This is a genomic window from Terribacillus saccharophilus, assembly GCF_046592595.1.
Classification (GTDB): Bacteria; Bacillota; Bacilli; order Bacillales; family Amphibacillaceae; genus Terribacillus; species Terribacillus saccharophilus_C.
Map to the genome: position 1 here is coordinate 1 of NZ_JAWVPF010000017.1, position 13544 is coordinate 13544.

Below are 13544 nucleotides of genomic sequence, written 5' to 3' on the forward strand. Positions count from 1 at the left end.
CTGTGTCGATATCCGCTTTCTTTTTGCTCTTTTCTGCTTTGGATACTTTATCCTTCGCTTCCTGTAACGTCAGCGCCTGTTTCACTTTGTCCAGACGCTTCTGCAAGTCCTGCTTCTGCTTATTATTAGATAAGTCAGCAACCAGCTTCTGCGCTTTATTATAATTGTCCTGACCTTTTGTTTTTTCAGCGAGCTGAACTGCCTCCAGTGCCGCTTGATATCCTTTATCCTGCTCGGAATGATATTGGACTAGCCCGTAACCAAATAGACTATCCCGGCCTTTTTGCCCAAGGTCCTTGCTGTATCGCTGCAAACGTGTGCGCAGCTGATCATTCGTTTCATTCGGATATTGCTGTTTCAGCAGTGCAAGCATTGCCGACACATGCGGTGTGGCCTGGGAAGTTCCGCTCATCATCGCATAATAAGTACCTAAATAGGTGCTTATTATATCTGCTCCTGGTGCCGCTACTTCTACTTTATCTCCAACAGAAGAGAAGGAGGCAATGTTATTGGTCGAATCAGAAGCTGATACGGCAATCACTTTGTCGAATGCTGCCGGGTAATCCAAGGGATGTCCAGCTCCTTCATTTCCGCTCGCCGCGACTAGCAAAATACCTCTTTGATACGCTTTATCCACGGCATCCTGCAACGCCTTGCTCTTATAGGCTGTTCCCATACTCATATTAATAATGTCCATCTTATTGGTTATCGCCCAATCGATTCCTTTCAAAAGATCTGACAGGTTCCCTTGACCGACCCGATCCAGGGCTTTAACAGCATATAACTGCGCATCAGGTGCGACACCATCTGTTCCATATCGATTATGCTTAGCACCAATGATGCCGGCCACATGCGTCCCGTGCCCTTCATCATCTTTATAAGAGGATGTATAGCTAACAGCCGAGTAACCTCCTGCTATTTTTAAATCCTCGTGTGGGTAGATTCCGCTATCTATTACGGCAATTTTGACACCTTTCCCTGTCAAGCCTTCATTCCAGGCTTGCGGTGCTTGTACCGGTGCCAAGTTCCATTGATCTAAAATTTGAGTTGCAGCTTCTTTGACAGCTCGAATGCTTGTAATTCCGTTATCTGAAACTGAAATCTTAACGTCCGGCTCGACATACTTAATGTCCGGATCTTCCTTCAATTCCTCGATCGTTCCGGTATCAGCGGAGATAGCAGCCACAGGCAAATTATTGTACTCTTTTTCGACTGCTGCATCACTTTCTTGAACAGCTTCTTCTCCCTGCTTATTTTCATACACGACAATCATCTGCTTTTCATCTTCCCCATGTGCTATACCAGCAGGAAATACGAAAATCAGACTCAGCAACAACGAAACAAACAATAGGCTCTTTATCGAAACCTTCATCATTCGCATAATTTTCCTTTCGATTAAGTAAATTTCATGATACTTATATCGGTCCAAATCAGGAAAACATAATAGCTAATGCATGAGTTTCAAAAAAGATTGAAGCTTCCATTACTTGCTGCTGATTTTTGTGCATCAGCTCCTAATATAAAGCAGTAATCCTGCCGCAGCTAACATGACTCCTGCTGCTATCATATTTCCGATTGGGGAAGCTGTATCCGGCAGATGCTTTTCGTGTTCGTCATCTAGATCTGATTTAGCAGATGATTTATTTTTAAAAGTAATCTCATCAGTTTCGCTATTGGGTTCGGCAACCTGTTGTACATTCCCTGAAACAGCCCTCTTCTTTTCGGAAGCCTGCTCCACCGTTCCCAAGTCAACTTTCTCCTTTTTAGCAGAGTCAGTCACAACCGGCGTATTGACTGGCTTCTCATCATTTTGATCGTCAGTTACGGGAATGTCCGGTGTTGTATTGCTTTCTTCAACGTTCCCTTCATACATACCCGCCTGGTTTTCACCGTTTTCGCTATGCTGCTCGAGTTCCTTTATATATGCTGACAGTTCTTCAGGGGTATTGAAATCAGCTAGTGTCAGACCTTCAGCTGCAAGCTGCCGATCAAGCTGCTCTCGATCCAATCCCGCTTTTTCTAAAAGGAAATACACAGACACTTCATTTATATTTTGATAGATTACATCATTAACTTCATAAAGATTGTGATAGTTGTATAAATTGAAGCCATAGGCAGCAAACAAATCGGCAAGTTCTTCAATTGTCAGCTCCAATTCATTTGCCAAAATCCGCAATTCCTCAGTTGTAACTTTTTCCTCCTTCACCCCATCTCCTGTATCACCTGACTCGCTTCCTTCTGAATCATTTGAGAGAAGCTCTTCCTTCTGCACAGGAGCAGGATATTGAATCAAGCCATAACCATACAGGTGATCGCGCGCTTGCTCCCCGAGATCCTTCGTATACTGCTGCATACGAATTCGTAATTGTTCATTTGTATCAGCAGGGAACTGCTGCTTCAAAATGGCAAACAAAGCAGATACATGGGACGTTGCCTGGGATGTGCCGCTCATGATTCCATAATCTGAGCCCGTCAGCGTACTGATGATATTTTTCCCTGGTGCGGAAAACTCCACCTTCTCCCCAACCGATGAAAACGCAGCGATGTTGTTTTCAGAATCGGTAGCAGAAACAGCAATGACAGAATCATAAGCAGCAGGATAATCCACTGGATATCCTGCTCCTTCATTGCCGCTGGCGGCAACTAACAAAATATCAGCTTGGTAAGCTCTTTGCATAGCTTCTTCCAGCGCATCACTTTCATCTGCAGTACCCATGCTCAGATTGATGATGTCCATATCATTCGAAATAGCCCAATCGATTCCTTCCAACAAATCCGATAGATATCCTTCCCCGGTATCATCAAGCACTTTGACAGCGAAAAGATCTGCATCCGGTGCTATACCATCAATACCTTGTTCGTCATGTTTTGCTCCGATAATGCCCGCTACGTGTGTACCGTGACCTTCATCGTCTTCAAAGGATGTTGTGTAATCGACCGTCGAAATACCTCCGGCAACTTGCAAATCATGGTGTGCTGCGATACCGCTGTCCATGATAGCAATTTTGACACCTTTTCCGGTCAGCCCCTCCTGCCATGCCGCAGGTGCTCCAACGGCACCAAGATTCCATTGTTCGAAAACTGCTGTTTCTTCTGACTGCACATCATTGTTCTCAGCAATTCTGATCTTGCTGTCGGGTTCCACATATTTAATATCGGGGTCATTCTTCAATTTATCTATTGCAGCTGTATCGGCTGCAATTGCCGCAGCCGAGAGGTGATCGTACTGTTCTTCAATTGCAGCACCACTTGCTTCAACTGCTTTTTCACCTAGTTCGTTTTCATAAACAACGACCATCTGTTTTTCTTCTTCCGCATATACATTCTCAATCGGCAGCTGGAACACTAAACCGACTAGAAGCAAAGCAAAGATACTTTGCTTCATTAAAAATTTATTCATTAGCATTATTCCTCTCAATAATAGAATCCTGCTATTTATATCGGTGCAGATTAGCCAATATAAAATGTCTTACACCGAACCAATCAGAATTGTGGTTAATAGATTGGTATTTTCCAACAAGAAATAAGCAAGCAATCCACATCATGTAAAACATGTGGGTTGCTTGCTGTTTTTTGTTACATCTTTATATAAGTTATCCTTATGAAGTACAAATCCGGACAGCTTCCTCCCTCTTATTCACTGTAAACTCCTCCCCGACCTTTGCCAGCAAACCGGTTTTATGAAGCAAACGCTTCGGCTGCCCGTGAACACCCAGGAAAAGCAGCTGTTTATCATCAGCTTCATAGTAATCGACAAGTTTATGCAAGGCTGCTTCGGCAGATGTATCCATATAAGAAACCTTTTGCAAATCAAGGATAAGGAAATCTGGTTCCTCATGTATCGTCTTTTCCACTACTTCCTCCAGGATATCAGTAGATCCGAAGAACAACGGGCCTTCGAACTGCCACATCCTTACCCCATCTGCTTCCTTTACATGAATCTGTTCGTCTTTTACAAAGAGTACACCGCTCATACGTTTGACAAAAACAACAAATGCAAGCAATAGACCGCAGCCGACCCCGACAGTCAGATCAGCTAGTACCGTCAACGCGAATGTCACAATCAATATAAAGGAATCGAATGTACGCATTTTGATAATATGGGCGACTTCTTTACGTTCACTCATATTCCAGGCAACAACCATAAGAATCGGCGCCATGCTGGCGAGCGGGATAGCAGAAGCATATGGAGCGAACAGAAGCAGAATGATCAGGACAAAGGCACAATGTACCACTCCGGACACGGGTGAGAAAGCATTGCTCCGTATATTGGTAGCAGTACGGGCGATTGCTCCTGTAGCAGGAATACCCCCGAATAGCGGGACAGCAATATTCGCCACTCCTTGCCCGATTAACTCCCGGTTGCTGTGGTGTTTCGTTTTCGCCATATTATCAGCAACTGTAGCAGACAGGAGTGATTCGACTCCGCCCAATAAGGCAATGGCCACAGCTGATGGCAGCAGGTAGATGATCTTGTCCAAAGTGAAAGCTGGTAGCTGGAGCTGCGGCAGCTGGCTTGGTATATCACCGTACACACTGCCGATGGTTGCCACCTGTCCTTGAAAAAATAGGACTGCTACAACTGTCGATAAAATCAGCCCCGCAAGCGCTCCAGGAACTTTTGGCAAGACTTTTGGCGTGAGAAGGATAGCAGCAAGGGACACACCTGCAATGATCAGGCTGTATAAATTGATTGTATCCACGGCTGCAAGCAGCGCTTGCATTTTTGCGAGAAATCCTTCTTCTTGTTCAGCCTGGATGCCCGTGAAGTTCCCGATTTGCCCAGAAAAGATAATCACCGCGATTCCGGCAGTAAAACCGACTACTACTGGCCGGGGTATGAATTTGATCAAACTCCCGAGCTTGAGCAGACCGAAAATGACGAGCAATATCCCAGCCATTATGCCTGCCACCAAAAGATCCTGATAACCAAATTGAATGACAACACCCAAGAGAATCGGAACAAACGCTCCAGTTGGTCCGCCGATTTGGAACCTTGATCCACCAAGCAATGAAATAAGCAGACCGCCGATGATGACTGTATACAGTCCATATTCAGGATTCACTCCTGATGCAATAGCAAAGGACATTCCAAGCGGAATGGCGACGATTCCGACAATGATTCCCGCAATGATATCCCGACGCAGCGCTGGTAAATTATAGCCGCTATATCTTCCAAGTCCCTTCATTTCATCACTACCCTTCTTTTTGTTGTCACCCTGCCTTTTCAGTTTGCATACATTGCAAGAAGCGTCCTGCTGCAACCTCCTTTACAGATTCGTTGGAATCAAGTATTCGACAAAATGTGAAATTTGTATATCATACACATTGGCTATAAATCCTGCTATTCTCATAAAAGCATCTTTACTTACTTTAGTTTCATAATCCTAACTATCTTCCTGCTCACATAGAAGCTAGGTTCGTAAAATCTTAGCAAACATCGTTATGTAGAGGTTTGTTTGTAAAATGTTTGTAAGTTAATCCATCCTATCGATACTTTCTGCCTGTTCCTTTCTGCCTGTGACTAATAACATGTTACGAAGCTAGTTATCATCCTAATCTCCTCTTTAGATTGTTAGAATTCTTATATATAAGAAAAAGATTAGAATTTGCTTAGAGTATTTATATATGCTAATATATGCATATAAGCAAATAAGAGGAGCGTCTGCATATGAAGTACGACACACAACCGGAACTGACAGAAGAACGATTGACACATGTTTCGCAAATCTTCAAAGCCCTCGGCGATCCGACTAGAATCCGAATCCTGCACTTACTGCTCGATAAGGAATACAGTGTCAATGAAATAGCGGAAAAGCTTGAGCTGCATCAGTCCACTGTCTCTCATCAGCTGAGCTCAATGAAGAAAATCCGGCTCGTCAAATCGAGACGGGAAGGCACGACGATCTATTATTCCCACGACGACAAACATGTCATCGATTTACTGACAGAAGCCATCAACCACGCCTGCCATAACTAATAAACCGGAGGAATATGTATGGGACACGGACATGCACACGATCATGGACATGATCATCACCACCATCATGGACATAATGCGAATAAAAAAGCTTTACTGATAAGTTTTATCCTGACAGCTGGATTCATGGTGCTGGAAGCAATCGGGGGGTTTCTGACGAACAGCCTTGCCTTGCTGTCGGATGCTGGACATATGCTTAGTGATGCTGTATCTCTCGGAGTCGGCCTGTTTGCCTTTATACTCGGCGAACGAGTAGCTAATTATAGTAAGACATATGGCTATAAGCGATTCGAGATCCTGGCCGCCTTATTCAATGGCGTCACTCTCATCCTTGTATCCCTCTACATTTTCTATGAAGCAGTCCAGCGTTTCCGAGACCCGGCGGAGATTGCTTCCGGGGGTATGCTGATCATTGCTGTCATTGGTTTTCTTGTTAATATTCTAGTCGCCTGGATCCTGATGCGAGGTGATACGAGTGAAAATCTGAATGTACGTGCAGCCTTCTTACATGTAATCGGGGATTTACTCGGATCTGTCGGTGCTATCGCAGCTGCACTGCTCGTGCTTCTGTTCGGCTGGAATTGGGCCGACCCAGTCGCAAGTGTCATTGTAGCCGCCCTGGTAATACTAAGTGGCTGGCGAGTAACAAAGGATGCCATCCATGTACTTATGGAAGGGACGCCACGGAACGTCGAAATGACTAAGATCATTGATTGTATAGAGAAAGCCCCAGGTATCATTGCCATTCATGATTTGCATGTATGGAGCATTACCAGCGGCCAGAATGCCCTTTCCTGCCACGCGGTAGTGGAAGGTGACTTGCTAATCGAGCAGAGTCAGGCCATGCTGCGCAAGATTGAACATGACCTAGAGCACTTAGGAATCGGTCATGTGACTATCCAAATGGAAACAGCCGCCCACACACATGAAGAATCACTCATGTGCCAGCATGATGCCGGCTCCCATACGCATGTTCATACACATTAAAAAGACGAGGATACTAGTATCCTCGTCTTTTTTTCATGGAAGGAGCAAAACCTCTATCTCGTTGTATCTAGTTGCCAAATAAGAATTCTGCTAAACGTTCTCCAAATAGCATGACCACACCGGAACCAGCACCAAGCACAGAAATGATGCTGATCAAGATAGCACCTCTGACACGCAGCTTTTCATTTTTGAAAGTCACATTGGATTGGAGATCTTGTATATTTCTCTCCTGTTCATACAGCCTTTCCATAAACTTATCCTGTGCTTCCTTTTGCTTTTCCAGGGTATCTGCCATCTTACCAGTGTGACTTTCAATATTTTCCAGCCACCTTCCCAAAGGAAGCAGCTTCTCATTGATGCTAACCAAATCTTCCTTGATGCTATCGATTTCCTGCTGGAAATCTCCCCGAAGCTTCAGCTGCATTTCTAAGAGCTCTGCACGCGAAATTTGTTCGCTGTTCTTTTCGGGATCCAACCTCTTCTTCCCCTCTCTTCGGGTCCTGCTCCTTCCTTATTTCATAATATGCATGTATTTTTCTGTCCGATTGTGTCCGCACCTGTCGTACTAGACTGCCTTTTGCTCGGCATTCAGCTTCCTGATATCGAGCTGCGGCGTAATCACATACATAATGAAAGTACCAGCCAGCCCAATCATCGTAAGCAATATCCCCATGGTAATGGATGACAGAAATCCGCTGAGCGTAACGGTCAAGGAAACGATCAACATGGAGAGGTTATACTGGAGACCACCGAATGCCATGTATGCACTGCGCTTATCATCGGGCGGAATTGACGCCATATAGGACTGCTCGACAGGCACCCGGAACACTTCACCGATTGTCAATACTGCCATCATGATGAACAGCACCCAAATATTATTCGAGAATGTCAGCGCCGCGTATCCCATCGTAAAGATAAGACAGCTGGCAACAAGAACGAATCTGTCCTTCATTCCAACAATGAGTTTTGCGGCAAATAAGGCAAGCAAAACAACGAGAATCGTGTTCTCACTCCGCAAAAATCCCATCATCTTCACGCCATCCACTTCCCAGAACAAGAATTGCTGTGTCGGCATCTCTTCCGACAATCGTATCCCGATATAGCTTGTGAGCTGGAATTCCATACTCAGCACCAGGATCCCGCCTGCGATGAACCAAACAAACAGCCGATCCTGCATAACCGATCGATAGGTCCCGAAAATTTGCGTAACGTGCTGTAACGGCTTGACCTCCGCTTTCTCCGGAAAATGCGTTTCCGTAATAAAGAAGTAAACAACAAATAATGTTCCCGCTGCTGCGATCGTCAGTGCCATGAATAATTGGAATAAATAGTTCTCAAACATGAAAGCACCAGCAATCCCACCTAATGCGACAGATAAGTTACTAGCCCAATAGCCGATAGAATAAATCAGACGTCGCTGATCTGGTGTACTAACATCAATCAGCATAGCGTCATTAGCTGGCCCAGCCAATCCCCAGCAAATACTGTTCAGCATGATCATTGCATACGTTATCTCAGCTGATTCGAACCATGGTGAATTACTAATCATCATCATGAAAAATGCCACCAGCCTGAGTGTTTCAGCTAGCAGCATGATTTTGCGCCGTCCGAATAAATCACTGAAATAACCGCCAAGCAAACTCATTCCGATTCCGAGGAATACATTCACAAGCAGCAGCAGACCTGCCACTTTCGCTCCGAAGTGCATCGCCAGGTAGATAGTCATGAATGGTGTCACCATACTGCCGATCAAACTGGACACAAAGGATTCCACAAGCCTAATCTTTATATTTGGATGAAAATCCCTAAACCGCATCGTATTCCCCCTTTTCTATATTTTCTAATTATATAGATATTTTACAGGAAATTCCATAGGGTATCGGAATAAAAATGACCTCTGGCTTAGCCTGAGGTCATTCCGAGTGTGCTTGCAAAAAGTTGATCATGTGATCAAAGCTGTATTGCGCTTCTTCCAAATATAATTTTCGCTGGTATTCATGACCGGCAGCCGGATGGGAAGTATCAAAGAACATCCTCTCAACTTCCACTCCTGCCTTTTCTAATTCATCAGCCATCTCCACGCTTTGGGGATGCAGTTTATCAGACTCACCTGATGAAATGAATGTAGGCGGGTAATCCTCCGTTATCTGAAAGACTGGAGACATATCCCGCAGCCGCGGATCATGGCTGTAATTTTTGTTTCCTGTATAAGACCAAAGGAATGTCGTCATATTGTTGAAGCCTGTCTGTTGGGCATCCTCCAGGTTCAACACACCATTGTAAAGCAGTGTCCCCCGAAGCTGTTCTGGCTGAAGCGCTGAATTCTCACCTATCACAGATTCCGTAGTGGAATTCGTAGCCATCGCTGCCACCATACCAGCAAGGTTTGCGCCTGCCGATCCTCCGCCTACGAAAATTTGTTCCGTATCACCGTGATAAAGAGGCGCTTCCCGTAGTGCAAAGCTGATTGCATCGTTCAACTGGTAAAGCTGTGTCGGAAAATTATATTCCGGTGCCAGACCGTAATTTACGTTTACCACCAAATAACCTTTTGATGCAATCCACATCGTGAATGGATTTTGTGCCTCCTTGTCTCCTCCTATCCATCCGCCACCATGGATATAGATGACAATCGGAAGCTTTCCTTCTGCATCCTCCGGATAATAAAAGTCCAGTTTGCCATCGTAGTTTTCAGTCGGGTAGTCGACATCCTTCACCGCTGCGACATTTTCCGGGTAAGGCATTTCCGGTTGTTTGCTGCTTTGGTCGATTGCCATAAAAGCTCTAATCTCAGAAGAAAAGAGACCGCCGATGAAGAGCAGGATACAGATTGCCAAAATCACAATTCCCAGAATCCAAGCTCTTTTTCTCCGCAACATGCTATCTCTTTCCTCCCCTCTGTCCGCTCATACGCTGTTCTATTAGCTTATAATAAATACGGTGTAATATCCAAACCTTGCGTCTGTCCAAGTATTCCCTCTGCTACCAGCTTGCCTGAAAATGGTGCAAGGTTAAGCCCCGCAGGACCAAATCCAGCAGCCAAATGAAGTCCGTCCACATCCTTCACTGGACCGAGGATTGGATAAGGGTTCGGCCCGGCAGGACGAAGGCCGATACGGAATTCGGTTACTTGCTCATCTGCAAGTCCCGGCGCTACTTTCAATGCTTCCCGTAACACTTCCTGTATTCCGGCAGCTGTCAGCTTCGTATCATAGCCTGAACCCACTTCCCTTGTAGCACCTGCGACTACCTTTCCATTATCAAACCCAAGCAGATAGTGGCTGCTTTTCGGCAGAATGACAGGCCAATCACTTGTATCGGTATCCACATGCATATGCATGATCTGCCCTTTTTGCGGCTCTACTGGAAGTTTGATATGAACCGGTTCCAGCAGCTTGTTGATCCACGCTCCGGCTGCTGCAACGACAGTATCCGCTTCGATTATTTCCTCGTTGGCACGCACACCGGTGACTTTGTTTCCTTCATGAAGCAAAGCCGCTTCTCCCTGCACATATCGAACGCCATGTTTTTCGCCTGCTTCCAGCAGAGCTTGAAGCAGCTGCCGTCCATCAACCCGCGCAGCACCTTCTAGAAATAGGGCTGTCATATCTTCCCGCAGCGGCGGGAATTTAACTCGCGCTTCCTCTGCACTTAGTCTTTTGATTTCCCCGATTTGGGGTGTCTCAACCCGCTGTTTATAGGCAAGTTTTTCCAGTTCATCCAAACGTTTCTTACTCGCACTAACGTATAGTGCCCCTACTTGCTTATAACTTACATCATCCTGACCGTCTTCCCTCAGCATTTCAAGCAGCTCAGGATAATAGATAGCACCTGCTTTGGCTAAGCTGAAATAAGGCTTGATTCTTACCCGCTTGGACAGCCAAGGAGAAATGATACCTGCTCCAGCAGCAGTAGCCTGCCCTTTTGATTTTGAATCGACAATGGTTACCTTGGCTCCTAATCTGGCCAAATGATAGGCTGTGCTGGCTCCGGCAATTCCTCCGCCCACTACGACAATATGCATAACGTTTCCCCCATTTTCTTTTTCTCCCTATTATACACGCATGCAGTATCTGTTTCAGTGCATACCTTTCATGCTAAACTAGTAATATAAACTCCAAGGAGATGAAAATAATGAAGCAAACATTGATCGACCGCCTTTCTACATATGCAAAAGTGGATACACAATCCAATGAAGACATCGAAACAACCCCATCCACACCAGGGCAGCTTGAGCTTGCAAATATGCTTGTTGATGAGCTGAAACAGATTGGTATGGAAGAAGTCACAATTGACGAAAACGGCTACGTGATGGCGACACTGCCAGCAACAACAGACAAAGATGTGCCAGTTATCGGTTTTATGGCACATGTTGATACAGCAACAGATTTCACTGGAAAAAATGTAAATCCGCAAGTGATCGATAACTTTGACGGAAAAGATATCACACTTAACGAAAAGCTTGACGTCGTTTTGTCCGCAGCTGAATTTCCAGAATTGCCTGGCTACAAAGGACATACGCTGATGACGACAGATGGCACAACACTTCTTGGAGCAGACAACAAAGCAGGTATAGCAGAAATCATGACTGCGATGGAATACTTGATCGAGCATCCTGAAATCAAGCACGGCAAAATTCGCGTTGCCTTCACACCCGATGAAGAAATCGGCCGTGGACCGCACAAATTCGATGTAGATGCTTTTGGTGCGACATATGCATATACAATGGATGGCGGTCCGCTAGGCGAATTGGAATACGAAAACTTCAATGGCGCCCAAGCCAAAGTTACTTTCAACGGTAACAACGTACATCCAGGAACAGCAAAAAACAAGATGGTAAACAGCATGAAGATCGCGATGGAATTCCATGCCAAGCTGCCAGAGGATGAAGCACCGGAATATACAGAAGGACGTGAAGGCTTCTTCCATCTGCTCTCTATCCAAGGAGATGTGGAACAAACAAAGCTGCAGTATATCCTGCGGGACCATGACCGGGACAAATTTGAGGCGAAAAAAGCATTGTTTGAAGAGATCACTGCTGAAATCAAAGCAGAATACGGCGAGAAGAGCATCCAGCTTGATATGCATGACCAGTACTACAACATGCGCGAGAAAATCGAACCCGTTATGGAAATCGTTGATATTGCATCCGATGCAATGAAGCGTCTGGACATCGAACCAGTAATCAAACCAATCCGCGGCGCGACAGATGGATCTCAAATTTCGTACAAGGGCTTGCCGACACCGAACGTCTTTACAGGCGGCGAAAACTACCATGGAAAATTCGAATATATCAGTGTCGACAACATGGAAAAAGCGACAAAGGTCATCATCGAAATCGTTAAACTGTTCGAGGAACAAGCTTAATAAACAAGGAGCCGGTATTTCCGGCTCCCCCTTATTGACATTCTTTCATTTTTTACATATAATTATCTCGAATTCGAGATAAAAAGGAAGCGTGAAAGACTATGTCAACTGACAACGTAGGCTTATCGTTGAAACTATTCATTGTACTGACAAGAGCCCTCCAGTCCATTAAAAAACGGATTGAGGAAGATATTAAAAAGCAAGGTATCAATTTGACGGAATTTGCTGTTATGGAACTGCTATTCCATAAAGGAGATCAGCCAATCCAGAAAATCGGCAGCAAAGTCCTATTATCCAGCAGCAGCATTTCTTATGTAGTAGATCGCCTCGTCCATAAAGAAATGATCAGAAGACGTCCTTGTCCAGAGGATCGCCGAATTACATTTGCGACTTTGACTGAAAAAGGCCGCACATTCATGGAAGATTACTTCCCGAAACATGAACAAGCTATCCACAGCATCCTGGCAGGTCTTGATGATGATGAAAAAGCACAGGTAATCGAACACATTAAAACATTGGGCTTGTATGCCGAGGGTAGTACGGCTGACAAATAAAAGGGGGAAAAAGATATGATACACATTTTTAAAGCTGCTAAACAAGAAAATAAACCGACTTTCCTGTTATTGCACGGTACTGGCGGAACGGAAAGGGATCTTTTGCCGCTGGCTGACATGATCGATCCTGATGCAGCAGTATTGAGTGTACGCGGAAATGTTTCTGAAAATGGCATGCCTCGATTCTTCAAACGTCTGGCCGAAGGCGTCTTCGATGAAGAGGATCTAATTTTCCGTACAGAGGAATTACGCAGTTTCCTTGATGAAGCGGCAGAAAAATACGAATTTGATCGGGACAGCATCATCGCAATCGGCTATTCGAATGGCGCAAATATTGCTGCCAGCCTCCTGTATCATTACACTGATTCACTAAAAGGAGCTATTTTGCATCATCCAATGGTGCCAAGACGAAATATTACACTTGCCGAGCAGCAAAACACACCTGTATTCATCACTGCAGGCGATAACGATCCAATCTGCCCGAGATCCGAAGCAATAGAGCTTGAGCAGATGCTTGGGGAAGCTGGTGCTGATGCATCCATTCATTGGGAAAGCAACGGCCACAGCCTCACCCAGACAGAAGTTCAAGCAGCTGCTGCATGGTATCGAAAACACTTTTAAGTGTACGTCATATACAAAAAGAGCCTGCGCTGACT

The 13544-nt window shown here is 45.1% G+C and carries 12 protein-coding genes; 5 read left to right on the top strand and 7 right to left on the bottom strand.

From position 1 onward, the window contains the following. From SFC25_RS18130 to SFC25_RS18140, 3 genes are all read right to left on the bottom strand, one after another. Positions 1-1375: S8 family peptidase (locus SFC25_RS18130; protein WP_411216611.1), on the bottom strand; the 1375-nt coding region annotated here is incomplete at its 3' end. A 132-nt stretch (positions 1376-1507) separates the two neighbouring features. Next, positions 1508-3400, bottom strand: coding sequence for a S8 family peptidase (locus tag SFC25_RS18135; protein ID WP_411216612.1), 1893 nt, complete (start codon positions 3398-3400; stop codon positions 1508-1510). 199 nt (positions 3401-3599) lie between these two features. Continuing rightward, entirely contained in the window at positions 3600-5189 is a 1590-nt protein-coding gene (locus SFC25_RS18140) for a SulP family inorganic anion transporter (protein WP_411216613.1), read from the bottom strand. A 482-nt stretch (positions 5190-5671) separates the two neighbouring features. On the opposite strand from SFC25_RS18140, the gene SFC25_RS18145 reads away from it, so the two are divergent. Together SFC25_RS18145 and SFC25_RS18150 are read left to right on the top strand one after the other, a co-directional pair. Continuing rightward, positions 5672-5980 (top strand): ArsR/SmtB family transcription factor, encoded by a 309-nt coding sequence (locus SFC25_RS18145; RefSeq protein WP_411216614.1) that lies wholly within the window; start codon positions 5672-5674, stop codon positions 5978-5980. 18 nt (positions 5981-5998) lie between these two features. Further along, positions 5999-6967 carry a cation diffusion facilitator family transporter gene (locus tag SFC25_RS18150; protein WP_411216615.1) on the top strand — a complete coding sequence of 323 codons (969 nt, stop codon included), beginning with the start codon at positions 5999-6001 and terminating at the stop codon, positions 6965-6967. A 67-nt stretch (positions 6968-7034) separates the two neighbouring features. Here the strand turns inward: SFC25_RS18150 and SFC25_RS18155 are convergent, their stop codons facing one another. The 4 genes from SFC25_RS18155 to SFC25_RS18170 all read right to left on the bottom strand — a co-directional run bounded on the left by SFC25_RS18155 (position 7035) and on the right by SFC25_RS18170 (position 10991). Further along, entirely contained in the window at positions 7035-7442 is a 408-nt protein-coding gene (locus SFC25_RS18155) for a hypothetical protein (protein WP_411216616.1), read from the bottom strand. Between the two features lie 90 nt (positions 7443-7532). Continuing rightward, a complete protein-coding gene (locus tag SFC25_RS18160) occupies positions 7533-8783 on the bottom strand; it encodes an MDR family MFS transporter (protein ID WP_411216617.1) in 1251 nt (416 codons plus the stop codon). Between the two features lie 97 nt (positions 8784-8880). Then, positions 8881-9846 (bottom strand): alpha/beta hydrolase, encoded by a 966-nt coding sequence (locus tag SFC25_RS18165; RefSeq protein ID WP_411216618.1) that lies wholly within the window; start codon positions 9844-9846, stop codon positions 8881-8883. 47 nt (positions 9847-9893) lie between these two features. After that, a complete protein-coding gene (locus SFC25_RS18170) occupies positions 9894-10991 on the bottom strand; it encodes an NAD(P)/FAD-dependent oxidoreductase (RefSeq protein WP_411216619.1) in 1098 nt (365 codons plus the stop codon). Between the two features lie 110 nt (positions 10992-11101). On the opposite strand from SFC25_RS18170, the gene pepT reads away from it, so the two are divergent. The 3 genes from pepT (at position 11102) to SFC25_RS18185 (ending at position 13509) form a co-directional block, all read left to right on the top strand. Next, the gene (gene pepT, locus SFC25_RS18175; RefSeq protein WP_411216620.1) at positions 11102-12334 is read left to right on the top strand and encodes a peptidase T; all 1233 of its coding nucleotides are present in this window, start codon (positions 11102-11104) and stop codon (positions 12332-12334) included. A 101-nt stretch (positions 12335-12435) separates the two neighbouring features. Beyond that, a complete protein-coding gene (locus SFC25_RS18180) occupies positions 12436-12888 on the top strand; it encodes a MarR family winged helix-turn-helix transcriptional regulator (RefSeq protein WP_411216621.1) in 453 nt (150 codons plus the stop codon). Positions 12889-12903: 15 nt separating this feature from the next. Continuing rightward, entirely contained in the window at positions 12904-13509 is a 606-nt protein-coding gene (locus tag SFC25_RS18185; RefSeq protein ID WP_411216622.1) for an alpha/beta hydrolase, read from the top strand. The last annotated feature ends 35 nt before the right edge of the window (positions 13510-13544 follow it).

What these genes read in the sequence shown, in the direction of transcription:
- SFC25_RS18135 (WP_411216612.1), bottom strand. Translation starts at nt 3,400, where the DNA reads ATGAATAAATTTTTAATGAAGCAAAGTATCTTTGCTTTGCTTCTAGTC.
- SFC25_RS18140 (WP_411216613.1), bottom strand. Translation starts at nt 5,189, where the DNA reads ATGAAGGGACTTGGAAGATATAGCGGCTATAATTTACCAGCGCTGCGT.
- SFC25_RS18145 (WP_411216614.1), top strand. Translation starts at nt 5,672, where the DNA reads ATGAAGTACGACACACAACCGGAACTGACAGAAGAACGATTGACACAT.
- SFC25_RS18150 (WP_411216615.1), top strand. Translation starts at nt 5,999, where the DNA reads ATGGGACACGGACATGCACACGATCATGGACATGATCATCACCACCAT.
- SFC25_RS18160 (WP_411216617.1), bottom strand. Translation starts at nt 8,783, where the DNA reads ATGCGGTTTAGGGATTTTCATCCAAATATAAAGATTAGGCTTGTGGAA.
- SFC25_RS18165 (WP_411216618.1), bottom strand. Translation starts at nt 9,846, where the DNA reads ATGTTGCGGAGAAAAAGAGCTTGGATTCTGGGAATTGTGATTTTGGCA.
- SFC25_RS18170 (WP_411216619.1), bottom strand. Translation starts at nt 10,991, where the DNA reads ATGCATATTGTCGTAGTGGGCGGAGGAATTGCCGGAGCCAGCACAGCC.
- pepT (WP_411216620.1), top strand. Translation starts at nt 11,102, where the DNA reads ATGAAGCAAACATTGATCGACCGCCTTTCTACATATGCAAAAGTGGAT.
- SFC25_RS18180 (WP_411216621.1), top strand. Translation starts at nt 12,436, where the DNA reads ATGTCAACTGACAACGTAGGCTTATCGTTGAAACTATTCATTGTACTG.
- SFC25_RS18185 (WP_411216622.1), top strand. Translation starts at nt 12,904, where the DNA reads ATGATACACATTTTTAAAGCTGCTAAACAAGAAAATAAACCGACTTTC.